This is a genomic window from Corynebacterium xerosis NBRC 16721 = ATCC 373, assembly GCF_001552415.1.
GTDB lineage: Bacteria > Actinomycetota > Actinomycetes > Mycobacteriales > Mycobacteriaceae > Corynebacterium > Corynebacterium xerosis.
The window spans coordinates 1-22,305 of the sequence record NZ_BCRD01000005.1 but is presented as its reverse complement, the minus strand read 5'-3'; the positions used below and the strand labels follow the sequence as shown (position 1 = coordinate 22,305).

Here is a 22,305-nt window from a genome sequence, read left to right as displayed (position 1 = left end):
AGCTACCCGGTGCGCAACCGGGAATAGCGGACAAAAACGTGCGAGTCGGAGAAGGCCGCGGCATCGGCGTGGAACCCGAGCGGCGTGGTCGTGCGGTTGTCGTGGACGTCACGGACGTCGTTGCCGAACGTCGCCGACCCGGCGCCCACGATCATCGGCGCCAGCGTCAGGAAGACCCGGTCCACGGCATCGGCGGCAAGGAAATCCCGGTAGACGCGCGGGCCACCTTCGACGGTGATGCGTCGGAAACCGAGGCGCCGCACGGCGTCGAGAACGGGGACCGGGCCGGTGTCCCCCAAATCGATCAGCTCCGCCCCGGCGGCGGCCAGTGCCGCGCGGCGCTCCGGCGCGGCGGCCGCACCGCCGATGATGATCGGCGGATGGGTCGGGTCGGAGAACAGGCGCGATTCCGGGTCGAGGTCCAGAGAACGGCTGAGCACGGCCAGGCGGGTCGGCGTCGCCGCCGGGCCGTAATCTTCGGCGCGAACGGTGCCGGCGCCGACGAGGATGAGGTCCGACGCCCGGCGCACCGCCTGCAGCAGGGCCGCGTCCGACGGGTTGCCCAGGCCGCCGGACACTCCGTCGACGGTGGCGCGGCCGTCCATGGACGTCACCGCGATGGCGGTGACCCCGTCGAGCGGGGGGACGAAGGCGCCGCCGTCGTCCGCGCCGTCCATTTCCTCGAAGCGGATCATGGTCGCCGAGCCTATGCACGCGGGGCCGAACATGCCATGCGGCCGAGGGCAGGCGACCCTGTTCAGGGAAGCCGAATGATCCTTGTCGAATTTATCGGTATCCGCATATCCTTGCGGCATGCGACTCAACGATAAGCTCGAAAAGGCCTTCAACGACCAGGTCACCATGGAAATGCAGGCCTCGGCGGTCTACCGCCAGCTGGCCATCGAACTCGACCGCCTCGACCTCGGGGGCATGGCGCAGTGGATGCGCGCCCAGTCCGAGGAAGAGATCGTCCACGCCGAGAAGTTCATCGACCACCTCGCCGCCCGCGACAACCACGCCCAGCTCGGTGCCGTCGCCGCTCCCGAGGTGAAGGTGGAGAAGGCCATCGACGCCTTCCGCATCGCTCTCGAGCACGAGGAGAAGGTCTCCGCGTCGATCCGCGATCTGTGGAACCTCGCCGCCGACGAACGCGACGTCGATTCCCGCCCGCTGCTCGACTTCTTCATCAACGAGCAGATCGAGGAAGAGGACACCGTCCGCAACATCATCGGCCGCATCGAGCTCATCGGCGCCGACGGCCACGGCCTGCTGCGCATCGACGAGGAGCTGGGTGCCCGCCAGGAGGAGCTCGACTCCAAGGCGTGATTGATGCTTGACGACGAACCCGCCACCGCATGACCGACGCGGTGGCGGGTTCCGCCGTATTCATGGGCCGCTGTTTTTCATGACGGGCCGGCAATCGGACCCCCGGAAAGAAAAAACCCGCCGGATCCGAAGATCCGGCGGGGAGTGGAGCGGATGACGGGACTCGAACCCGCGACCCTCACCTTGGCAAGGTGATGCGCTACCAGCTGCGCTACATCCGCTTGAGGCACCAAGGTGCCTTGGTGCGCGATACTGGGATCGAACCAGTGACCTCTTCCGTGTCAGGGAAGCGCTCTCCCGCTGAGCTAAACGCGCTTGTGCAGAAACTGCTTATGCAATTTGATGCGAGGTGGAAACGGGAATCGAACCCGTGTGCACGGCTTTGCAGGCCGTTGCCTCACCACTCGGCCATTCCACCGTGGCGTTGCCGCCTCTTGTGATTCACTCAGAAGTTATACCAGATGGTGTCTCTCCGGAGAAAATCCGAGCGGATGACGGGACTCGAACCCGCGACCCTCACCTTGGCAAGGTGATGCGCTACCAGCTGCGCTACATCCGCACTGCATTGCCGTTGCGCTTGCCCGGTTTCCCGTGCCCCGCTTGCGGTGCGAGAAGAACAATAGCGGGATTCGCCGAACATGCACAAATCCCCAGCATGTAAGCAGTTTCGGCTGTGTTCGGAGGGCGGCGCCGCGGCCTTTCGGCGGGACGGGGTTTCCGCCGGGCCGTCGAAAAGCAAACGATTGATGGGAAGAGGGGCGGCGACCGGTGGGTCGGGGCGTGTCCGGACGGTCGGATGCAAGGGGGGCACGAGGGCTGGCGTGGCGGAGCCGTGTTGGGTTGGTGGAGCGCGGTGAACTGCCGGTGAACATGCGATTAGGCGGCGTCGCGAAAGCCGTGCTAACTTAATCACCCGTAAGCGGGAGCAACCCCGCTACATGCAGTCCCATAGCTCAGCGGAAGAGCGTTCCGTTCACACCGGAAAGGTCGCTGGTTCGAACCCAGTTGGGACTACCAACGCCGCCGGAGGTCACCCTCCGGCGGCTTTTTCGCATGTCCGGAGTCCGGGGGAATCGGGGTTCGACCCTGGAGCATCGCGGGAACCGAGTTGCGTGAATCACCGCCCCGGTGAGTCAAGTTAACGCAGGACCCGGGTACACTCGGGGGTATTCGGCGGGGTGTGCCCATTCATCACGGGAACCAATCGACGTGTTGCCCCGACTAGTCCGATGGGTCGAACGCGAGGCGTCCGGCCCGCGTAATCCGCTATCGAGTTCGGCGAAGCGCCGGGCATGGAGGAAATGGCACGTGAACATGCGCAAGGGATTCATCGGGCGAGCGGCCGTCGCCGCAACGCTCGCGACGGGGCTGGCGTTCGCGCCCGCACTGAACGGGGCCGGCACCGCCCCGGTCGCACACGCGCATGACTCGGTGATCGCCTCCGTCCCGGCCGACGGCCAGAACCTGGACGAATTTCCCCGCCGCATCGAGATGACCTTCTCGGGCGTCCCGCGGGATTCCTTCAACACCGTCGCCATCAGTGACGCCGACACGAAGGAAGTGCTGATCACCCAGCAGCCGGAACTCCAGGACCAGGTCATTTCCTTCGACGTTCCCGAATCGGTGGACCCGGGTCCCGGCTCCTACATCGTCGGGTTCCAGATCACCTCGTCCGACGGGCATTCCACCCGCGGCAAACTGTCCTTCTCCGTCGGCGACCACCAGGTCGACGCAAGGGGAGGGGCGGAACTCGAAGAGGACGACGGCGTTCCCACCTGGGCGTGGGTTGCCGGAGGCGGCCTGTTGGCCGTCATCCTCGCCGTGGTCGCCGCAGTGGCCGTCATCAACCGAAAGGCAGCTTGATCACCATGAAGCTCAACCGCACCGCCACCGCCGTCGTCGCCGGCTCCGCCGCCATCGCCCTCGTGTTGGCCGGCTGCTCGACCGATGCGTCCACGGACGCCACCGCGTCGTCGGCCGCCACCACCACCGCCGCGGATGGCACGGAGGCCGAGTCGTCGGCCGCCGTGACGTTCGAGGAGGCCTACATCAAGGAGAAGCCTGCCGACAAGGGCATGACCGGCATCTTCGGCGTGCTGAAGAACAACACCGACGAGGACATCGATCTCACCGGCTTCACCGTCGAGGGGCTGAAGGAGGGCACGACGTTCGAGCAGCACGCCACCGAAGACGGCAAGATGTTCAAGATCGAGGGCGGCCACACCATCCCGGCCGGCGGCGAGTTCGAACTGGCCCCGGGCGGCGCGCACCTGATGATCATGGACAATGACGAGGCGATGGAACCCGGCCAGCAGTACACCATCGTGCTCGACTTCTCCGACGGTTCGACCCTGACCCAGGAAATCGAGGTCCGCGTCCAGCCCGCCGGCGAGGAGGACTACGGCGAGGACGGCGAGCTGTCGGCTCCGGGCCACGCCGATCCGGACGCCGGCGTCGACGACGAGCACGCGGGCCACTAGTTCCACCCGCGCGCGGCCTTCCCGGGCAACGCCCGGAGCGCACGAACCCACATCTTCGATAGAGGAGCACCACCCACATGAGCAGCAACCTGTCCCGCCGCCGATTCCTCACGGGACTCGGGGCGGGTGCCGGTGCCGGCGCGTTGAGCATCGCGGCCGCCGGCGAGGCCGCCGCCATCGGACTCGAGCGTGAGCCCGACGAGCCCGAACTGCCGCCGTTGCAGACGCAGGTCGTCGAATTCGACGGCGAGCACCAGGCGGGCATCGCGACTCCGTCGCAGGCCAATCTGTGGTTGATCGCGTTCGACGTCAAAGAAGACGTCGACCGGGCCCGGCTGCGGGGGCTCATGCGGGTGTGGACCCAGGATGCCCGGCGCATGTCGAAGGGCGAGGCGCCGCGCACCGACCTCGAACCGGAGATGTACGAGGCCCCGGCGAACCTGACCTTCACGGTCGGGCTCGGCCCGGGTTTCTTCACCGCCGCCGACCGCGAGGACGAGAAGCCGGAGTGGCTGGATCCGCTGCCGGAGTATTCCACCGACGAGCTTCGCGACGAGTGGAACGACGGCGACCTGTGCCTGCAGATCTGCTGCGATGATCCGCTGATGCTGTCCCATGCCGCGCGGTTCATGATCAAGAACGGCGCGCCGTACCTCGATGTCCGTTGGGTGCAGATGGGTTTCCTCAACGCTCGCGGCGCCAAGGAGCCCACCGCCACCCCGCGCAACCGCTTCGGTCAGCTCGATGGCACCGTCAATCCGCGGGAAGAAGGCGACTTCAACCGCATCGTCTGGATCGACTCCGGGCCCGATTGGCTGCGGGGCGGTTCGGCGATGGTGGTGCGCCGCATCGAGATGGACATCGACGGCTGGGACATCCTCGACCGCCCGAGCCGGGAAGAAGTCGCCGGCCGCACGCTGGACACGGGTGCTCCGCTGGGCAAGGAAAACGAGTTCGACCCGGTCGACCTCGACGCCACCGACGAGTACGGCCTGCCGGTCATCGACCGCAACAGCCACGTCGCGCGGTCCATGCCGCCTAAGGAGTACCCGAACCAGCAGATCCTGCGCCGCGTCTACAACTACGACCTGCCGCCGGAGCCGGACGGGCGGTTCACGTCCAATACGGGCCTGGTGTTCATCTGCTACCAGAAGAACCCGTTGGAGCAGTTCGACCCCATCCAGAAGCGCCTCGCGGAGGCCGACCGCCTCAACGAGTGGATTTTCCACATCGGATCCGCCGTTTTCGTCATGCCGCGCGGCACCACGGGCGACGAGTACTGGGCCCAGGACCTCCTGGAGGACTGAGCCCGTCCGGGGCGCTAAGGTTGTGGGGTCCGCGGGGGTCGCCAGGTATGCGACACCCGCCCTGATCCGAGAAGGAGCACACGCCCGCCGTGTCCGAAGCCATCACCATCCCCGCCCCGTTCACCGTTCCCGCAGGGGTCGCCGCCGGCGCCGCCATGCGTGAACTGGGTTACCCGAACAAGGGCCCGGACGCCATCGTCTGCGTCCGCGACCCCCGGGGTGACCTGCGAGACCTGTCCTACGTTCCGGACGCCGACGAGACCGTCGAGCCCGTCGCCGCGAACACCGAAGACGGCCGCGGGGTCATCCGCCACTCGACCACCCACGTGCTGGCGCAGGCCGTCCAGGCGGAGTTCCCCGGCACGAAGCTGGGCATCGGCCCGGCCATCGACGGCGGCTTCTACTACGACTTCGACGTCGCGGAGCCGTTCACCCCGGAGGATCTCAAGCGCATCGAAAAGCGCATGAAGAAGATCATCAAGTCGGGCCAGAAGTTCGAGCGCTTCGTGTTCGAGTCCCCGGCCGACGCCTCCGAGCAGCTGGCGGCCGAGCCGTACAAGCTGGAGCTCATCGCCGACAAGTCCTCGGGCGACATCGACGCCAACGAGGACGCCACCGTCGACGTGGGCGGCGCCGAGCTGACCGGCTACCGCAACGTCAACCCGCGCACCGGTGAGACGGAGTGGTTCGACCTGTGCCGCGGCCCGCATGTGCCCACCACCCGGTACATCCCGGCGTTCACGCTGACCCGTTCTTCCGCGGCCTACTGGCGCGGCGACCAGTCCAACGCCGGCCTGCAGCGCATCTACGGCACCGCGTGGGAGTCCAAGGAGTCCATGGACGCCTACCTGGACATGCTGCTGGAGGCCGAGAAGCGCGATCACCGCCGCCTGGGTTCCGAGCTGGACCTGTTCAGCTTCCCCGACGAGATCGGCTCCGGCCTGCCGGTGTTCCACGTCAAGGGCGGCATCATCCGCAACGAGATGGAGCAGCATTCGCGCCGCCGTCACCTCGAGGCCGGCTACGACTTCGTCAACACCCCGCACGTGACCAAGGGCGATCTGTTCGAGCAGTCCGGCCACCTTGGCTTCTACAAGGACGGCATGTTCCCGCCGATGCAGCTCGACGGCGAGTACGACGCCGACGGCAACTGCACCAAACAGCCGCAGGACTACTACGTCAAGCCGATGAACTGCCCGATGCACAACCTGGTGTTCGGGTCGCGCGGCCGTTCATACCGCGAGCTGCCGATCCGCATGTTCGAGTTCGGCACGGTCTACCGCTACGAGAAGTCGGGCGTCGTCCACGGCCTGACCCGCGCCCGCGGTTTCACGCAGGACGACGCGCACATCTACTGCACCGACGAGCAGCTCGAGTCGGAGCTGACGGACGTGCTGGACTTCATCATCTCGCTGCTGAAGGACTACGGCCTGGACGACTTCTACCTGGAGCTGTCCACCAAGGACGAAAAGAAGTTCGTGGGCACCGACGAGATCTGGGAGCGCTCCACCGCGATCCTGCAGCGCGTCGCCGACGCCTCCGGCCTGGAACTGGTCCCGGATCCGGGCGGGGCGGCGTTCTACGGCCCGAAGATCTCGGTCCAGGCCCGCGACGCAATCGGCCGCACCTGGCAGATGTCGACGGTCCAGCTCGACTTCAACATGCCCGAGCGCATGAACCTGGAGTACACGGCTTCGGACGGCACGAAGAAGCGCCCGATCATGATCCACCGCGCGCTGTTCGGCTCCATCGAGCGCTTCTTCGGCGTTCTGCTGGAGCACTACGCCGGCGCGTTCCCGGCGTGGCTGGCCCCGGAGCAGGTCGTGGGCATCCCCGTCGCCGACGACTGCATCCCGCACCTCGACGCGTTCGCCAAGGAGCTCAAGTCGCGGGGCCTGCGCGCCCACGTCGACGTCTCCGACGACCGCATGCAGAAGAAGATCCGCAACCACACGCAGGCGAAGGTGCCGTTCATGGTGCTCGCCGGTGCCCGCGACGTGGAGGCCGGCGCCGTGTCGTTCCGGTTCCTCGACGGCTCGCAGATCAACGGCGTGCCGGTCGCCGAAGCCGCCGACCTCATCTCGGCCTGGGTCGCGGAGCGCAACAACGACCAGCCCAACGGTGACAACGTTGCTTCGCGACGCTGACCGGGAGGCGGCAGGGGCCGCCGACGACGCGATGATCGATCGCGGCGCCGGCGAACCCGACCGCCTCGAGCGCCTGTGGGCGCCGTACCGCATGCACTACATCGCGGACAACGGCGCCGCGAAGGATGACGCGGGGCACGAGGCCACCGACTCGTCGTCAACCACGGGCGGTTCCCGCAACCCGTTCGTCGAGTTGCCGTCGCGGTCCGACGAGGACGCGTTGATCGTGGCGCGCGGTGAGCTGGTCTACTGCGTGCTCAACCTCTACCCGTACAATGCCGGGCATCTCATGGTCGTGCCGTACCGCCAGGTCGCGAACCTGGAGGACCTCACCGACGAGGAGATGACGGAGCTGATGGCCTTCGGGCAGCGGGCGATCCGCACGCTGAAGAAGGTGTCGCGGCCGCATGCGCTCAACGTCGGGTTCAACCTCGGGCGCGCGTCCGGCGGTTCGGTGGGGGAGCATCTGCACATGCACGTGGTGCCCCGCTGGTCCGGCGACGCGAACTTCATGACCGTCATCGACGGCGTGAAGGTGCTGCCGCAGATGCTGCGGGACACCCGCGCCCTGCTCGCGGACGCCTGGTAACGCGACCGCCACCACCATCACCACCGCGAACGACAACCCGAGAGGACCCGGATGCTCAGCGCCCACGGCCGCAGGCCCATCGCGCCCGTCGTCGAGCCGATCGCCCGCGCGCTGAACTCGATGGGGGTCTCGCCGAATGCGATGACCGTATTCGGCACGGTCGCCGCCATCGCGATTTCGGTGACGCTCATCCCGACCGGGCACCTGTTCGCCGCGGCGGTGCTCACGGGCCTGTTCGCCGCGTTCGACTTGCTCGACGGCACCATGGCGCGGTTGCGCGGCGGCGGCACCCGCTTCGGCGCGGTGCTCGACGCCAGCTGCGACCGCATCACCGATGGCGCGCTCTTCGGCGCGATCCTGTGGTGGGTGTTCCATTCGCATGGCGCACCCGGCCACCTCATCGTGGCCACGTTGATCTGCCTGGTCGCGGGCCAGGTGACGTCGTACGTCAAGGCCCGCGCCGAGGCGTCCGGTTTCACCGTCAACGGCGGCCTGGTGGAGCGCCCCGAGCGCCTCATCCTCGCCTTGGTCGGCATCGGCCTGCAGGGGCTGGGCGTGCCCTACGCGGTGGAGATCGGCTTGTGGGCGCTTGCAGTCGGCTCCACGATCACCGTCGTCCAGCGGCTGGTCATGGTCGGCCGCGGCCCCGGCGCCGGCGATCCCATCGCCCCGCCCGCCGGCGCCGAGGATCACCCGGCCGGGGAGACCGCATGAGGTTCCCCCGGTCCCGAGAGGACCTCGCAGCGCTGGGGTACCTGGCCGGGTGGAAGGTCGTGGGCAAGCTTCCCGAACGGCCCGTGCTGTGGGCCGCGAAGAAGGCGGCCGACCGCTTCTCCGCAGATGGCCGCGGCCCGGCGCAGCTGCGCCGCAACCTCGCGCGCGTGACGGGACTGGCACCGGAGGACGTCCCGGACGCACTGGTCAAGGCCTCGATGCGCAGTTACCTGCGGTACTGGGTGGAGGCATTCCGTCTGCCCGCGATCGCCGGCCCCGAGCTGGCGCAGCGCATCGAGGGCATGATCCGCGGCCGTGACCTGCTCGAGGAATCCGCCGCCGCCGGTGACGGCATCATCCTGCTGGTGACCCACTCCGGCAATTGGGACATGGCGGGGATGTGGGCCGCGCGCCGCTTCGGTGGCTTCACCACGGTGGCCGAGCGCCTGCGCCCCGAGGAGCTTTACGACGCCTTCGTGGAGTTCCGGGAAAGCCTGGGCTTCGAGATCCTGCCGCTGACCGGGGGAGAGCCGCCGATGGCGGGCCTGCGCGCCAAGCTCGAATCCGGCGGCGTCATCGCGCTGGTAGGCGAACGCGATTTCGGCGGGCGCGGAGCCGAAGTGGACTTCTTCGGCGAAAAGACCGTCATGCCCATCGGCGCAGCCCAGCTCGCCCGCGACACCGGTGCCGCGCTGCACGTGGCGGGCCTGTGGTTCGACGGCGACGAATGGGGCCTGAAGGTCCACCCGCGCATCCCCGCCGAGGGACGCGAGATCGCCGACATCGTGCAGGATTCGGCGGCGCTCATGGAGTCCGACATCGCCGCCCACCCCGCGGACTGGCACATGCTGCAGCCGTTGTGGACGGCGGACAAGGAAGAACGGCGGCGTCGCAAAGCACGCGAAGCGGGGGAGTCCTGACATGCGCATCGGAATGGTCTGCCCGTATTCCTTCGACGTGCCCGGCGGCGTGCAGGCGCACGCGATCGACCTGTGCGAGGAGTTCCGGTCGCGCGGCCACGAGGTCAGCCTGATCGGTCCGGCCGGCCCGGCCGCCGAGGTACCCGAATTCGTCGAGCGCGGCGGGCGCGCGATCCCGATCCCGTACAACGGGTCGGTGGCGCGGCTGGCGTTCGGCCCCGTGACGGCGCGGAAGGTCCGGCGCTGGATCGCCGACGGCAACTTCGACGTGCTGCACATCCACGAGCCGAATTCGCCGAGCTACTCCATGCTCGCCGTGCGCGCCGCGGTGGGCCCCATCGTGGCCACGTACCACTCGGCGGCGACGCAGTCGCTGGCGCTGAAGCTGGCCACGCCCCTGCTGCGGCCGATGCTGGAGCGCATCCGCGGCGGCATCGCCGTGTCGGAGGTGGCGCGGCGCTGGCAGGTCGAGCAGCTCGGCGGCGACCCTGTGCTCATCCCCAACGGCGTGCGCGTCGCGGAGTATGCCGCAGCACCCGACGCCGCCGACGTGCCGGAGATCGGTGCGCCCGCGCCCGGTTTCAAGCGGCTGGTGTTCCTCGGCCGTTTCGACGAGCCCCGCAAGGGCCTGCCCGTGCTGCTCGACGCCGTGCCCGCCATCCGCCGTGTGTTCCCGCAGCTGGAGATCCTGGTCATCGGTGACGGCGATCACGCCCAGGCGGTGCGCCGAGCCGGCGAGCACGCCGACGTGCTGCGCTTCACCGGCCGGGTTTCCGAGGAGGCCAAGGCGGCCGCGCTGAAGTCCGCGGACGCCTACATCGCCCCGCAGCGCGGCGGCGAGAGCTTCGGCATCGTGCTGGTGGAGGCCATGGCGGCCGGCGCTGCGGTGATTTCCTCCGACCTCGACGCGTTCCGCCTGGTCCTCGACGACGGCCGTTTCGGCGAGCATTTCCGCAACGGCGATTCCGCGGATCTCGCGCGCACCGCCATTGCCTTGCTTTCCGACGACGACCGCCGCGCGTCCCTGGTGGCCTCCGGGCATGATCGGGCGTGGGAGTTCGACTGGTCGACGATCGCCGACCGCGTGCTCCAGGTCTACGACACCGTCCGCATGGACGGGGAAAAGGTGGTGGTCTCGTGATCCTCGTGCCCTGGTGGGTGGTCCTGCTCGCCGTCCTGGCCGTCGTCGTGCTGGTCGCGGCGTTGTTGGCCTCGGCCACCGCCACCCGTCTGAACCGGATGCACGTGCGCACGGACCTTGCCCGCACCTCGCTGGAGGCGGCGCTGGGCAGGCGCGGTGCCGTCGCGCGCGCCGCATACCCGGAGCTCGGCGCCGACATCGCCGGGGCTGAGTCGCTGCGTCTGACCGCCGCCGACCCGCATGCCCGGGCCGACGCGGAGAACTCGCTGGGGGCGAAGCTCGCCGCGGCCATCGAGTCGCGTCCGCCTGAGCCGGCCCTGGCCATCGAGCTCCACGATGCGACGACCCGGGTGGAGCTGGCGCGGCGCTTCTACAACGACGCCGTGACCGACACGCGCCTGCTGCGGATGCGGCCGCTCGTGCGGGGTCTGCGGCTGGCGGGGACCGCACCGGTCCCGGAGTATTTCGACGTGTCCGTCGAGGCCCCGCCGCGACCTTGAACATCGTCCAGGGGCGATAGACGGATTGGTCTATGGCAGGTCTATAGTTGGCACCTACCGGGATGACCGGCGACGCCATTGCCGCGCCGCACGGGTTCCCGGAGCGAACACCGGATAGAACCTCCAGAAAGCAGGTTTCGTTGACCACCTCCGACAACAACACCAGCCACGGCACCGCCCGCGTCAAGCGCGGTTTCGCCGAAATGCTGAAGGGCGGCGTCATCATGGACGTCGTCACCCCCGAGCAGGCGAAGATCGCCGAAGACGCCGGCGCCACCGCCGTCATGGCGCTCGAGCGCGTGCCCGCCGACATCCGCGCCGAGGGCGGCGTGTCCCGCATGTCGGACCCGGACATGATCCAGGGCATCATCGAGGCCGTCTCCATCCCGGTGATGGCCAAGGCCCGCATCGGCCACTTCGTCGAGGCGCAGGTCCTCGAGTCCCTGGGCGTCGACTTCATCGACGAGTCGGAGGTCCTCACCCCGGCGGATTACGCCAACCACATCGACAAGTTCGAGTTCACCGTGCCGTTCGTCTGCGGCGCCACGAACCTGGGCGAGGCCCTGCGCCGCATCAATGAGGGCGCGGCGATGATTCGCTCCAAGGGCGAGGCCGGCACCGGCGACGTGTCCAACGCGGTGACGCACATGCGCACGATCCGCGCCGAGATCAACCGCCTGGCGTCGATGGCCCCCGACGAGCTCTACGTCGCGGCCAAGGAGCTGCAGGCCCCCTACGAGCTCGTCCGCGAGGTCGCCGAGAAGGGCAAGCTGCCGGTGGTGCTGTTCACCGCCGGCGGCATCGCCACCCCGGCCGACGCCGCCATGATGATGCAGCTCGGCGCCGAGGGCGTCTTCGTCGGCTCGGGCATCTTCAAGTCGGGCAACCCGTCGGAGCGTGCGAAGGCCATCGTGCAGGCCACCCAGCATTACGACGACCCCAAGGTGATCGCCGACGTCTCCCGTGGCCTGGGCGAGGCGATGGTCGGCATCAACGTCGACGAGATCCCGCAGCCGCACCGGCTCGCGGAGCGCGGCTGGTAGCAGCGGGCGGCGGCGTTTGCCGCGGTCATCATCTCGGCCCCCGGCACCGGCAGCGGTGCCGGGGGCTGCTGCGCGCGGCGTGACGCGATGCGCGATACTGGAACACATGCCTGACATCCGCGAAGTGCTCGACCTGGAACGCATCGACCGCGACATCTACCGGGGCCCCGTCATCGAATCTGTGCTGCAGCGCACCTTCGGCGGCCAGGTCGCCGGGCAGGCGCTGGCGGCGGCGACGCGGACGGTGGACAACGATTTCAGGGTGCATTCGCTGCACGCGTATTTCGTCGGCCCGGGCCGGCCGCACATCCCGACGATCTACATGGTCGACCGGATCCGCGACGGCCGGTCGTTCTGCCACCGGCACGTCCGCGCCATCCAGGACGGCCGGACGATCTTCATGATGCAGTCCAGCTTCCACGTGCGCGGCGACACCGGCATCGAGCATTCGGACACGATGCGCGTGGTGCCGGATCCCGAGGACGTCGTCGTCGACACCTCGACGATGCCGCGCGCCCGCCGTCTGCTGTTCGAGGAGTGGTCGGACTGGGACATCCGCGTCGTTCCGGGGGAGCGGTACGAGAAGAACCCGTACACGCCCTCGCAGCAGGTGGTGTGGTTCCGGGCGAAGGAGCGCCTGCCCGACGACGAGACGTTCCACGTGTCCACGCTGGCGTACATGTCGGACATGACGCTGCTGTCGTCGGCGAAGGTGCCGCACCCGGGCGCGAAGATCCAGGAGGCGAGCCTGGATCACGCCATGTGGTTCCTGCGCCCGTTCCGCGCCGACGAGTGGCTGTTGTACGACCAGGTGTCGCCGTCGGCGCACGCCGGCCGCGCACTGACCCACGGCCGGATCTTCAACCGTTCCGGTGATCTGGTGGCCGTGGTGACCCAGGAGGGCCTGACCCGCGATCTCCCACCGGGCGTCGTCGATCCCGTGCCGTTCACGCCCGCGTCGACGGCGAAGCTGGGAGAGAACATTGACTGACCGGGACCTCCCCGCCGGCGGCCCCGTCGTCGGTGTCCTGGCGTTGCAGGGCGGCGTGATCGAACATGAGCGAGTGCTCGACGAGCTCGGCGTCGCCCATCGCAAGGTCCGCCTTCCGGAGCATCTCGAAGGCCTGTCCGCCCTGATCCTGCCGGGCGGCGAATCGACGACGATGTCGAAGCTCATGCGGTTCAACGGGCTGCTCGAGCTGCTTTCCGACGCCCTGCGCGCGGGACTGCCCGCTTTCGGCACCTGCGCCGGGATGATTCTTCTGGCGTCGACGGTGCTGGACACCCGCGACGATGCGGTGCAGTTGGGCGCCCTGGACGCCACCGTGCGGCGCAACGCCTTCGGTCGCCAGGTCGATTCCTTCGAGACGGACCTGGCCTTCGCCGGCATCGACGGCCCCGTTCCCGCGACGTTCATCCGCGCCCCGTGGGTCGAGTCGGTCGGCGACGGCGTGGAGGTGCTGGCGACGGTGCCGGAGGGCCCCGCGGCCGGTGCGATCGTCGCCGTGCGCGATGGCGCGGTCATGGCGGCTAGCTTCCATCCCGAGGTCGACGGGGACGTGCGCGTGCACCGGTTGTTCCTCCGGGAGTGCGCGGGCCTCGACGTGGACTGACCCGACGCGGGCTGAAAGGCCGCGCGCACCGTGCCCGTATGACGGGGCCTGTATAATCGCCACGACCGCCGGAATTGGTCCGGCGGACCGGTTAGCCCCGGTCGAGGGGCGCCGGCATCCTCGAGACAAAAGGGAGTTTGGACCAGCAGATGGCGGGCCATTCCAAGTGGGCGACCACCAAGCACAAGAAGGCGGCCAACGATGCCAAGCGCGGCAAGGAATTTGCCAAGCTGATCAAGAACATCGAGGTCGCGGCGCGCACCGGCGGTGGAGATCCCTCGGCCAACCCGACGCTGGACGACATGATCCGCAAGGCCAAGAAGGCCTCGGTCCCCAACGACAACATCGAGCGCGCCCGCAAGCGCGGTTCCGGCGAGGAAGCCGGCGGCTCGGACTGGGAGACCATCGTCTACGAGGGCTACGCCCCGGGCGGCGTCGCCGTCATCGTGGAGTGCCTGACGGACAACCGCAATCGCGCGGCGTCGGACGTGCGCTCGGCGTTCAACAAGCAGAACGGCAACATGGGCGATTCCGGTTCGGTGTCGTACATGTTCGAGCGCAAGGGCGTCGTCGTGGTGCCCAAGGGCGGCGAGTCGGAGTTGACCGAGGATGATCTGCTCATGGCCGTGCTCGACGCTGGCGCGGAGGAGGTCAACGATCTCGGCGAGAACTTCGAGGTCGTCAGCGCCTTCACCGATCTGATGGCGGTGCGCACGGCCCTGAAGGACGCGGAGATCGAGTACGACTCCGCCGATCAGGACTACCGCGCGGGCACCGAGGTCGCCCTCGACGCCGACGGCGCGAAGAAGTTCCTGCGCCTGGTCGACGCCCTGGAGGACTCCGACGACGTGCAGAACGTCTACTCCAACGCGGACATCTCCGACGAGGTGCTGGCGGAACTCGACGCCTGACCGTCCCCGAGGCACTAACCCCGCAGCGACTCCAGCGCGCGCCCGAACAGGGCGCGCGCAGTCGTTTCCGGGGTCCTTCCGGTGACCACATGGTCGGCCAGCAGGAACACCGCGTCCCAGCGTGAATAGACTGCCGCGCGCCGTTCCAGGTCCCGGTCGGCCGACGCGAGATCGGCGACCACCCGTGCGTGCAGTTCGGGGGAGATGCCCGCCAGATGGGCGACGTCGATGGCGGGATCGGCCAGCGTCATGTCGGAGAAATCGATGACGCCGAGCTTTCCGCCGTCGGCGCGGCCGTCCCACCGCAGATGCGTTTCGTGCAGGTCGCCGTGGATGAGGTGGGGCGTGGCGGGCTCGCGGATGAACACGTCCTCCGCCTGCGCCATGATCGTGCGCACGCCCTCGGCCTCGCGCCGGTCGAGGACCGGCAGAAGATGCTTGTCGACGGCCGCCGTCAACTTCGAGTGCTTGACCGGGAACCATGAGGGCCCCACTCCGGCGATGCTCGGATCGTCGGCGCCGAGGCCGTGCACGGCGTCGAGCGTTCCGGCGAGGTGCGCCGCTGCGCGGGAACGCCGGCCGTCGTCAAGCGAGGCCCACACGTCATCGGAGAGCGGGACGCCGGGCACGTGCCGGGCCAGCGTGAGGCTGTCGCCGTCGGTGGCGAACGCAACGGGGACCAGCGCCGGCGCGGTGCCGTCGACCGCGCCGAGGACGCGGGCCTCGACGTCGGCGCGGCCGACAACGCCCGTGGCCGTGGCCAACCGGGCGACGATCGGCTCGGAGTCATCCGATCGCCCGTCCCCGGGCATGCCGGACACCCCGAGCAGGACCGCGACGTGATGGTCGAGGCCCTGGTCGGGGAAGTCGGCGCGGTCCCAGGCCAGGCCGGGGAATGCGGATCGGACGGTGCCGAGGACATCCGGGCCGGCTGCGGGGGCCGTCACGCGGGTCAGGCGAACCACTCGGTGGGCGGGCCGGCCTGGAGCAGCAGCGAGAAGACCACCGCGACGGCGATGAGGATGACCACGCCGGCGGCCAGGGGGCGCTTGACGATCGGCGCGAGGACCTTCTCCGGCAGGGTACGCGGGGCCTCGTCGGTGTCGCGGAAGCGCCACGGGCCGTCGAGCTTGCCGGCGCGCTCGGTGGCGCGCTCGAAGGGCACGGTCATGTAGGGGATGACGGCCGAGCCCAGCCCCAGGATGCCGCGGCCGAAGGACCAGCGCTGGTTGATCCACACGAGAATCGTGACGGCGGCGTAGGAGAGGAACACGAAGCCGTGGATCGAACCGCCGATGCGGGTGGCGATGGGCATGTCGGCGGCGTACTTGAGAACGAGGCCGATGATGAGGATGGTCCAGGTGACCATCTCCGCGAGGGCCAGCTTCCGGTACAGGCTCTTGGGTGTGTCCATGGTGGAAGAAATTACGGCGTGACCCGGGCCGGGGCCAAAGCGGGTCCCGCCGCCCGACTTTCGATTGCCCCCGGGTTTCGGCCGCCGGTCCAGTGCCGGGCGCACATCTGTTCGGATGATGTGGTAAGAATGGTGGCCGGAAGGGGTGCCGGAGATGGTGCCCGCGTACGACGGCTGGAAGGACACGGTGGGGCGCGCGATGTCGATTCGGGTCATGGGCATCGATCCGGGCTTGACCCGGTGCGGTCTGTCCATCGCCGAGGGCGGCCGTGGGCGGGCGGTGACGCCGATTGCCGTTGGCGTCGCGCGAACGCCGGCCGACGCGGAGTTGCCGGATCGGCTCCTGCGCCTGTCCAACGCCGCCGAGGAATGGATGGACCGGTACGAACCCGACGTGGTGGCCATCGAGCGCATCTTCGAGCGCGGCAACGTCTCCACGGTCATGAACACCGCGCACGCGGTGGGCGTGCTCATGCTCGCGGCGGCCCGGCGGGGACTGCCGGTGCACATGTACACGCCGTCAGAGGTCAAGAAGGCGCTGACCGGCAACGGCCGCGCCGACAAGGCCCAGATGACCACCATGGTCACCCGGATCCTCGGGCTGTCCGAGCCCCCGAAACCCGCGGACGCGGCCGACGCCCTGGCGTTGGCCATCTGCCATTGCTGGCGCGCGCCGTTGCTGGCCCGCGCGAAGGAGGCATTGCGATGATCGCATCGGTGCGAGGCACCGTCATCGACATGGGCGCGGCCCACGTCGTCGTCGAGTGTGCAGGGGTGGGCCATCTGGTCACCGTCACCGCCAAGACCGCGGGGACGCTGACCCGCGGGGAAGAAGGGTTCCTGTTGACCACGCTGGTGGTCCGCGAGGACGCCATGACGTTGTACGGGTTCGCGTCGCCGTCCGAGCGCGACATGTTCGACCTGTTGCAGACGGTGTCCGGGCTGGGCCCGCGCCTGGCCATGGCGGTGCTGCAGGTGCTCGACCCCGCGGACGTGGCGGCCGCGGTGACCGCGGGCGACGGAAAGCGGTTGCAGACCGCCAGCGGCGTCGGCAAGCGGATGGCCGACCGCATGCTGGTCGAGCTCAAGGACAAGGTCGCGGTCTTCGCGGCACCGCCCGCGGCATCGGCCGACGGTGCGGGCACGGGAGATGGGGCCGTGCGCCCGGGTGCCGGGGCCAAGGGGCCGGCGGCGGACGTCGACCAGGTCGTCGGGGCGCTGACGGGGCTGGGCTTCCGTGAGCAGGAGGCGGCTGCGGCGGTCGACGAGGTGCTGGCGGCGGATCCGTCACTGGATACGTCGGCGGCGCTGCGCGCGTCGCTGAAGGCGCTCGGCGGCTGACCGCGTGTGCGACCTAGTGACGGCAATGGCGGGAATAGGATGACGGATCATGTCTGATGTGGAGCGCACCGAATTCAACTTGACCGGGCCGCGTGACGTCGACGCGCGCGTGCAGTCGGCCGAGCAGGACGCCGAAGTCAGCCTGCGCCCGAAGTCGCTGGACGAGTTCATCGGCCAGCCTAAGGTCCGCAGCCAGCTGGAGCTGGTGCTCGGCGGCGCGCGCGGCAGGGGAGTGACGCCCGACCACATCCTCCTGTCGGGGCCGCCCGGCCTGGGCAAGACGACCATGGCCATGATCATCGCCCAAGAGCTCGGCACTTCGCTGCGCATGACGTCGGGCCCCGCCCTGGAGCGGGCGGGCGATCTGGCGGCGATGCTGTCGAACCTGATGGAGGGCGACGTGCTCTTCATCGACGAGATCCACCGCATCGCCCGGCCGGCCGAGGAAATGCTGTACATGGCCATGGAGGACTTCCGCATCGACGTCATCGTCGGCAAGGGGCCGGGCGCCACGTCGATTCCGTTGGAGATCCCGCCGTTCACGCTCGTCGCCGCGACTACCCGGTCGGGAATGCTCACCGGCCCGCTGCGCGACCGCTTCGGCTTCACCGCGCAGATGGAGTTCTACGACGTCCCCGATCTGACGAAGGTGGTCACCCGCGCCGCCGGCATCCTGGGCGTCGAGGTCAGCGCCGACGCCGCGGTCGAAATCGCCTCGCGGTCCCGCGGCACGCCCCGCATCGCCAACCGGCTGCTGCGCCGCGTGAGGGATTTCGCCGACGTCCACGCCGGCGGCGTCATCGACATCGGCGCGGCCCGTGCGGCCCTTCTGGTCTTCGACGTCGATGAACTCGGGCTGGACCGTCTCGATCGGGCGGTGCTCGACGCCCTGGTCCGCGGCCACGGCGGGGGACCGGTGGGCGTCAACTCGCTGGCGCTGGCCGTCGGCGAGGAGCCCGGGACCGTCGAGGAAGTCTGCGAGCCCTATCTGGTGCGCGCGGGCATGATCGCGCGAACCTCCCGCGGCCGCGTCGCCACGACCACCGCCTGGCGCCATCTCGGGTTGGAGCCGCCGGAAGGGGCCATCGGCCTGCGTTGAGGGTGACGAAGGTCTCAGAAGGTCCCAAGGGGCACGGGGTGCACTGCGCCGGAAGGCTCAACCGTTAGACTCTCCGCCCATGGACCCGATTCTTCTCCTCATTCTCATGGTCGTTCTGCTGGCGCTGCCCATCTGGACGACGTTCCGGCAGAACAAGCAGCTGCGCCAGATCCGCGACATGCAGGCTCGCCTCGCCGTCGGCGCCGAGGTCCTCACGGGCTCCGGGCAGCACGGCATCGTCGTCGCCGTGGACGAGAAGACCGTCGATCTCGAGATCGCCGAGGGCATCGTGACCCGCTGGGAGCGCGCCGCCATCGTCCGCAACGTCTCCGAAGAGGAGGCCGCCGCCGCGCAGTCCGCCTCCGCGCAGCCCAACTCCCAGACCGCCCCTCAGGCCGCCCCGGAGCCCAAGGCCGCCGGCGACGACGCCGCGACCTCCTAAACGACCGGCCCGAGCCCGCACACACCGCACCCCCAGGAGTTCCCCTTGGCAAGCTCATCCCGCGGAGCCAACCGCGGTTTCCGCGCGAAATGGCCGCAGTGGTCGCTGCTGCTGTTCGTCGCCCTGCTCGTGCTGACCTACGTGCTGGTGTTCTTCACCGGCAACCGCGAGGCCACGCCGAAGCTCGGCATCGATCTGCAGGGCGGCACCCGCGTCACCCTCGTCCCGCAGGGCGAGAAGCCGACGCAGGACCAGCTCGACCAGGCGCGCCGCATCCTCGAAAACCGCGTCAACGGCATGGGCGTCACCGGCGCCCAGGTCGTCGCCGACGGCGACACGCTGGTGATCACCGTCCCCGGCGAAGACTCGCAGGAGGCCCGCGCCCTGGGCCAGACCTCCCAGCTGTTCTTCCGCCCCGTTGCGGAGCCGGGGGCACCGGATCCCGCCGCGCTGACCGACGCCACCCTCGACATGGCCAACAAGTGGGTCTCCGTCGGCCTGATCACTCCCGAGGAAGCCAACGAAGGCCTCGAGCAGCTGCACGAGTCCCTCGGCGCCGACCTCGAGCGGACCCGGACCATGTTCGAGGAGCAGAACCCGGATCAGCCCATTCCCTCGGAGCTCCAGTTCGAGGTCGGGGAACCCGGAAAGGTCATCGAAGCCGCACCGGAGGAGCCCTCGAACTCGGTGGAGGCCGCGGAGCAGCGCGAAGCGGTGCGCGCCGTCCTCCTGGAGTCCCGCCAGTCGGACGACCCGACGACGCAGTTCGCGGCCCAGGGACTCATGCGCTGCGACGATCCCGAGGCCGCCGACCCCCTGGCCGGCGCCGATGACCCGTCCAAGCCCCTGGTCACCTGCGACCCGAACACCCCGGGCGCCACGCTGACCCTCGACCCGGCCCCGCTGCTCGTCGGCGAGACCGACGAGGTCAACGGCAAGCGCCTGTCGGGCGACGACATCGACACGGATGCCCCCATCAACGGCGGCTACGACCAGCAGTCCGGCGAGGTGCAGGTCTCCTTCAGCTTCAAGTCCGGCAACAACGACGCCGGCGCCCGCACCTGGACCCAGCTGACCACGGATTACCTGCAGCGACAGGTGGCCATCGTCCTGGACTCCGAGGTCATCTCCGCCCCGGTGATCCAGGATCCCACCCCCGTCGGCCAGGCGACCCGCATCACGGGCGACTTCTCCATCGAGGAGGCCCAGACGCTGGCGAACAACTTGCGGTACGGCGCGCTGCCGCTGAGCTTCGCCGGCGAGGACGGCGAGCCCGGCGGCACGGCCACGACGATCCCCGCGACGATGGGTTCGGCGTCGCTGTCCGCCGGCGTCATCGCCGGCTTGGTCGGCATCGGCCTCATCGTGCTCTACGCCCTGGCGCTCTACCGCGGCCTCGGCGCGATCTCCATCATCTCGATGGCCGCTGCGGGCGCGATGATCTACGGCGTCCTGGTCCTGCTGGGCCGTTGGATCGGCTACTCGCTGGATCTGGCCGGCATCGCCGGCATCATCATCTCCATCGGCACCACGGCCGACTCGTTCATCGTCTTCTTCGAGCGCATCAAGGACGAGCTGCGCATCGGCAGGACGTTCCGCTCGGCGGTGCCGCACGCGTGGCGCAACGCCAAGCGCACGATCCTGTCCGGCAACTTCGTGTCCATCATCGCCGCCGTGGTGCTCTACGTGCTGGCCGTCGGCGACGTCCGCGGCTTCGCGTTCACCCTGGGCCTGTCGACGGTCTTCGACATCGTCACCGCCTTCCTGGTCACCGCGCCGCTGGTGATCCTGGCGACGCGCAAGTACCCGTCGCTGGCGAAGCCGTCCATGAACGGTTTCGGCTCGGTGATGAAGCTGGCGTCCGACCGGGGCGCCAACCGTCGTAAAGCGGGCAAGGCCCGCACCGAGCTCCAGGAGGCGAAGTAGCCATGACGGATAACCGAGACAACATCACCGCCCCCGACACCACCGCGCCCGCCACCTCGTCCTCGGCCATCGCGGTCGACGAGCGCGACGCGACCGTGGCCGAGCGCGGGTTCTTCACGCGCCTGTACACGGGTTCGGGCGGCATCGACGTCATCGGCAAGCGCCGCACCTGGTACTGGGTGACGGCCGTGGCCCTGCTGGTGTGCATCGGCGCGATGGTCTTCCGGGGCTTCACCCTGGGCATCGACTTCGAGGGCGGCACCCGCATGACCATGCCGCCGGCCAACGTCACCGAGGAGCAGGCGGAGGAGGTCTTCGAGGAGGCCACCGGAGTCACCCCGGACCTGGTGCAGATCATCGGCGCCGGCGACGCCCGCGTCCTGGAGATCACCTCCGAGCGACTCGGCGAGGACACCATCAACGACGCCCGCATGGCGCTCTACGAGGAGTTCCAGCCGGTCGACGCCTCCGGCGAGTCGACGCCGGACGCCATCGGCGATTCCACGGTCTCCGAGTCGTGGGGCGGCGCGGTCACCGAACGCATGATCCTTGCCATGGCGGTGTTCCTGGCGCTGGTGTTCGCCTACATTGCGTTCAGCTTCGAGCGCGACATGGCCATCGCCGCGATCGCCGCGCTGGTGGTCGACGGCGTGGTCATCGCCGGCATTTACTCGCTGGTCGGTTTCGAGGTCACCCCCGCGACCGTCATCGGCCTGCTGACGGTGCTGTCGTTCTCGCTGTACGACACCGTCGTCGTCTTCGACAAGGTCCGCGAGAACACCGCCGGCTTCCGCAATTCCACGCGCCGCACCTACGCCGAGCAGGTCAACCTGGCGGTGAACCAGACGATCATGCGCTCGATCAACACCACGGTGTCGTCGCTGCTGCCGATCATCGCGCTGATGGTCATCGCCGTCGGCATGCTGGGCGTGGGGACCCTGAAGGATCTGGCGCTGGTGCAGGTCATCGGCATCATCCAGGGCACGTTTTCGTCGATTTTCCTGGCCGCGTCGTTCCTGGTGTCGCTCAAGCGCCGCCAGAAGATCCACGCCGAGCACGACCGCAAGGTCGCCGACGCCCGCGCGGCGGGCACGGCCCCGGAGTTCGGGGACCATATCGGCGACGGTCGGACCGGTTCGCTTGACGACGTCGACGGGGAGGCCGCCACGGCCGACGGGTCGTCTCCGGCGAAGACCCCGGTGCGCCGCCCGATCGCGACGCCGACGCCTCCGACGCGCAACACCGCGGCGGGCGACATCGCGCCCAAGCGCGGCGACGGCGGCGACGGCGAGGCCGGCGAGGCCCGCCCGTCCACCTGGCGCCCGGGGCGCTGACGGCCCCGCACCCGGTCCATCGGCCCGCGCGGGAAGCTCACCGGCTTCCCGCGCGGGC

Annotated in this window: 23 protein-coding genes and 5 tRNA genes; 21 read left to right on the top strand and 7 right to left on the bottom strand. The window is 69.1% G+C overall.

Annotated features, from left to right (window positions below):
- Window positions 1-2: 2 nt before the first annotated feature.
- On the bottom strand, window positions 3-695 hold the full coding sequence (locus tag CX1_RS08865; protein ID WP_169793211.1) for a dihydrofolate reductase family protein: 693 nt from the start codon (window positions 693-695) through the stop codon (window positions 3-5).
- 118 nt (window positions 696-813) lie between these two features.
- Here CX1_RS08865 and CX1_RS08860 point away from each other — a divergent pair, with 118 nt between their 5' ends.
- Complete coding sequence (locus CX1_RS08860) at window positions 814-1,326, top strand: ferritin (protein WP_046649800.1); 513 nt, start codon at window positions 814-816, stop codon at window positions 1,324-1,326.
- A 145-nt stretch (window positions 1,327-1,471) separates the two neighbouring features.
- Here CX1_RS08860 and CX1_RS08855 read toward each other — a convergent pair.
- From CX1_RS08855 to CX1_RS08840, 4 genes are all read right to left on the bottom strand, one after another.
- A tRNA-Gly gene (locus CX1_RS08855) sits at window positions 1,472-1,547 on the bottom strand.
- Between the two features lie 19 nt (window positions 1,548-1,566).
- Window positions 1,567-1,641 (bottom strand) — tRNA-Val (locus tag CX1_RS08850).
- A gap of 32 nt (window positions 1,642-1,673) precedes the next feature.
- Window positions 1,674-1,744 (bottom strand) — tRNA-Cys (locus tag CX1_RS08845).
- A 68-nt stretch (window positions 1,745-1,812) separates the two neighbouring features.
- A tRNA-Gly gene (locus CX1_RS08840) sits at window positions 1,813-1,885 on the bottom strand.
- Window positions 1,886-2,268: 383 nt separating this feature from the next.
- Here CX1_RS08840 and CX1_RS08835 point away from each other — a divergent pair.
- The 14 genes from CX1_RS08835 (at window position 2,269) to CX1_RS08770 (ending at window position 14,691) form a co-directional block, all read left to right on the top strand.
- Window positions 2,269-2,343 (top strand) — tRNA-Val (locus CX1_RS08835).
- Between the two features lie 297 nt (window positions 2,344-2,640).
- A complete protein-coding gene (locus tag CX1_RS08830; RefSeq protein ID WP_046649852.1) occupies window positions 2,641-3,189 on the top strand; it encodes a copper resistance CopC family protein in 549 nt (182 codons plus the stop codon).
- A 5-nt stretch (window positions 3,190-3,194) separates the two neighbouring features.
- The gene (locus CX1_RS08825) at window positions 3,195-3,806 is read left to right on the top strand and encodes a copper chaperone PCu(A)C (RefSeq protein WP_046649851.1); all 612 of its coding nucleotides are present in this window, start codon (window positions 3,195-3,197) and stop codon (window positions 3,804-3,806) included.
- Between the two features lie 77 nt (window positions 3,807-3,883).
- Window positions 3,884-5,113 carry a Dyp-type peroxidase gene (locus CX1_RS08820; protein WP_046649799.1) on the top strand — a complete coding sequence of 410 codons (1,230 nt, stop codon included), beginning with the start codon at window positions 3,884-3,886 and terminating at the stop codon, window positions 5,111-5,113.
- An 89-nt stretch (window positions 5,114-5,202) separates the two neighbouring features.
- Complete coding sequence (gene thrS / locus CX1_RS08815) at window positions 5,203-7,260, top strand: threonine--tRNA ligase (protein ID WP_060925545.1); 2,058 nt, start codon at window positions 5,203-5,205, stop codon at window positions 7,258-7,260.
- Window positions 7,261-7,291: 31 nt separating this feature from the next.
- Window positions 7,292-7,849 carry an ATP adenylyltransferase gene (locus CX1_RS08810; protein ID WP_046649798.1) on the top strand — a complete coding sequence of 186 codons (558 nt, stop codon included), beginning with the start codon at window positions 7,292-7,294 and terminating at the stop codon, window positions 7,847-7,849.
- A gap of 51 nt (window positions 7,850-7,900) precedes the next feature.
- Window positions 7,901-8,563, top strand: a complete 663-nt coding sequence (pgsA, locus tag CX1_RS08805; RefSeq protein ID WP_046649797.1) for a phosphatidylinositol phosphate synthase — start codon at window positions 7,901-7,903, stop codon at window positions 8,561-8,563.
- Window positions 8,560-9,483, top strand: coding sequence for a phosphatidylinositol mannoside acyltransferase (locus CX1_RS08800; RefSeq protein WP_046649796.1), 924 nt, complete (start codon window positions 8,560-8,562; stop codon window positions 9,481-9,483). The genes pgsA and CX1_RS08800 overlap by 4 nt, the downstream gene beginning before the upstream one ends.
- Window position 9,484: 1 nt before the next feature.
- Window positions 9,485-10,624: a glycosyltransferase family 4 protein gene (locus CX1_RS08795; RefSeq protein ID WP_046649795.1), complete on the top strand. Its 1,140-nt coding sequence runs from the start codon at window positions 9,485-9,487 to the stop codon at window positions 10,622-10,624.
- A complete protein-coding gene (locus CX1_RS08790) occupies window positions 10,621-11,124 on the top strand; it encodes a hypothetical protein (RefSeq protein WP_046649794.1) in 504 nt (167 codons plus the stop codon). The genes CX1_RS08795 and CX1_RS08790 overlap by 4 nt, the downstream gene beginning before the upstream one ends.
- Before the next feature lie 140 nt (window positions 11,125-11,264).
- A complete protein-coding gene (pdxS, locus tag CX1_RS08785) occupies window positions 11,265-12,167 on the top strand; it encodes a pyridoxal 5'-phosphate synthase lyase subunit PdxS (RefSeq protein ID WP_082719257.1) in 903 nt (300 codons plus the stop codon).
- A 106-nt stretch (window positions 12,168-12,273) separates the two neighbouring features.
- The gene (locus tag CX1_RS08780) at window positions 12,274-13,158 is read left to right on the top strand and encodes an acyl-CoA thioesterase (protein WP_046649793.1); all 885 of its coding nucleotides are present in this window, start codon (window positions 12,274-12,276) and stop codon (window positions 13,156-13,158) included.
- Window positions 13,151-13,780 (top strand): pyridoxal 5'-phosphate synthase glutaminase subunit PdxT, encoded by a 630-nt coding sequence (gene pdxT / locus CX1_RS08775; protein WP_046649792.1) that lies wholly within the window; start codon window positions 13,151-13,153, stop codon window positions 13,778-13,780. The genes CX1_RS08780 and pdxT overlap by 8 nt, the downstream gene beginning before the upstream one ends.
- 149 nt (window positions 13,781-13,929) lie before the next feature.
- The gene (locus tag CX1_RS08770) at window positions 13,930-14,691 is read left to right on the top strand and encodes a YebC/PmpR family DNA-binding transcriptional regulator (protein WP_046649849.1); all 762 of its coding nucleotides are present in this window, start codon (window positions 13,930-13,932) and stop codon (window positions 14,689-14,691) included.
- A gap of 14 nt (window positions 14,692-14,705) precedes the next feature.
- Here the strand turns inward: CX1_RS08770 and CX1_RS08765 are convergent, their stop codons facing one another.
- Window positions 14,706-15,638: a phosphotransferase family protein gene (locus CX1_RS08765; protein ID WP_060925544.1), complete on the bottom strand. Its 933-nt coding sequence runs from the start codon at window positions 15,636-15,638 to the stop codon at window positions 14,706-14,708.
- A gap of 5 nt (window positions 15,639-15,643) precedes the next feature.
- On the bottom strand, window positions 15,644-16,105 hold the full coding sequence (locus CX1_RS08760; RefSeq protein WP_046649790.1) for a DUF3817 domain-containing protein: 462 nt from the start codon (window positions 16,103-16,105) through the stop codon (window positions 15,644-15,646).
- 199 nt (window positions 16,106-16,304) lie between these two features.
- Between CX1_RS08760 and ruvC the strand changes: the two genes are divergently transcribed.
- The 6 genes from ruvC to secF all read left to right on the top strand — a co-directional run bounded on the left by ruvC (window position 16,305) and on the right by secF (window position 22,247).
- Complete coding sequence (gene ruvC, locus CX1_RS08755; RefSeq protein ID WP_046649848.1) at window positions 16,305-16,814, top strand: crossover junction endodeoxyribonuclease RuvC; 510 nt, start codon at window positions 16,305-16,307, stop codon at window positions 16,812-16,814.
- The gene (ruvA, locus tag CX1_RS08750) at window positions 16,811-17,446 is read left to right on the top strand and encodes a Holliday junction branch migration protein RuvA (protein ID WP_060925543.1); all 636 of its coding nucleotides are present in this window, start codon (window positions 16,811-16,813) and stop codon (window positions 17,444-17,446) included. Before ruvC ends, ruvA begins: the two co-directional genes overlap by 4 nt.
- 49 nt (window positions 17,447-17,495) lie before the next feature.
- Window positions 17,496-18,545 (top strand): Holliday junction branch migration DNA helicase RuvB, encoded by a 1,050-nt coding sequence (ruvB, locus tag CX1_RS08745; RefSeq protein ID WP_046649789.1) that lies wholly within the window; start codon window positions 17,496-17,498, stop codon window positions 18,543-18,545.
- A gap of 79 nt (window positions 18,546-18,624) precedes the next feature.
- On the top strand, window positions 18,625-18,987 hold the full coding sequence (gene yajC / locus CX1_RS08740) for a preprotein translocase subunit YajC (protein WP_046649788.1): 363 nt from the start codon (window positions 18,625-18,627) through the stop codon (window positions 18,985-18,987).
- Between the two features lie 45 nt (window positions 18,988-19,032).
- Window positions 19,033-20,913, top strand: a complete 1,881-nt coding sequence (secD, locus tag CX1_RS08735; protein WP_060925542.1) for a protein translocase subunit SecD — start codon at window positions 19,033-19,035, stop codon at window positions 20,911-20,913.
- A 2-nt stretch (window positions 20,914-20,915) separates the two neighbouring features.
- Window positions 20,916-22,247 (top strand): protein translocase subunit SecF, encoded by a 1,332-nt coding sequence (gene secF, locus CX1_RS08730; protein ID WP_082719256.1) that lies wholly within the window; start codon window positions 20,916-20,918, stop codon window positions 22,245-22,247.
- Window positions 22,248-22,305: the final 58 nt, after the last annotated feature.